Origin of the sequence: Clostridium sp. AM58-1XD (assembly GCF_003464085.1) — a bacterium.
Taxonomy (GTDB): domain Bacteria; phylum Bacillota; class Clostridia; order Lachnospirales; family Lachnospiraceae; genus Lachnoclostridium_A.
The window spans coordinates 1-887 of record NZ_QSDR01000081.1; the positions used below are offsets into that span (position 1 = coordinate 1).

Below are 887 nucleotides of genomic sequence, written 5' to 3' on the forward strand. Positions count from 1 at the left end.
TCCAAGGCGTTTTTCCAGATGGTCGAAAACAAGTCGTACAGCGCCCTTTGTACAACGGTTCATCAGGAATGCCAGGAAGAGTTTTTCTTTCGGGAAAAAGAAGGTTAAAAGTGTCTTTTTAGATTCCCGAGAAGAATGGACGGTGTCCATTTCCACATAAACGTCAGGGCTCAATGACTGAAACTCTGCATAAGTCCGGCTTGCAAACACAGACCGGTCAGTAATCTGTGTTTTATGGCATTTGCGCGGTTTGAACTTAGGCTTGCGTTTTAGGTCAATGTTCCTGGCTGTGAATAATCCGTTGTCAAGATAGGTGTACATGGTGCGGACAGACATATCCAGTTCCGGATGATTCGTGGCGATTTGATAGGGTGACTGCCCCTGTTCAATCAAAGGAGTGATAATCATGTCCTTTTGATGGAGTTCACGTTTTGTCATGTTAATTCCGGCACGGGAATCGCTGAGATTCTCACGGTATTTCCTATCTGCAAACCGGGCATCATATTTATATTTGTGTGCGATGGTACAGTGGTTGATTTTCTTGTCACAGCCATTGCAGACGTAAGGAGCTTTATCAAGTCTTGTGCAGCGTTCCCGCTCAAAATCGGAGCAGGTCTGGTTACAGGTGGGGCAGGAAGCGCATTTGATACCACAGACGAGAATCTTCCCACAGGAATTGGTCTTTTTACAGTGATACCGATGGACACAGAAGTTCTTTGCATTGTAAAAAGTGCCCTTATGATACCAGTCCGACAAGCGATGTGCCTTGACTTCTTTCGAGATGGTAGTCGGATCTTTACACAGGTATTTGGCAATGACTTTGAAGGTACAGCCTTTATTCAGAGAATTTTCAATGTATATACGGTCTTCAAGGGTAAGATGTTTCT

General features: G+C 44.4%; 1 protein-coding gene. It reads right to left on the bottom strand.

What is annotated here, in order from left to right; translation table 11 throughout:
• On the bottom strand, window positions 1-887 hold an 887-nt coding region (locus DXA13_RS20655; RefSeq protein ID WP_147348076.1), incomplete at both ends, for a helix-turn-helix domain-containing protein.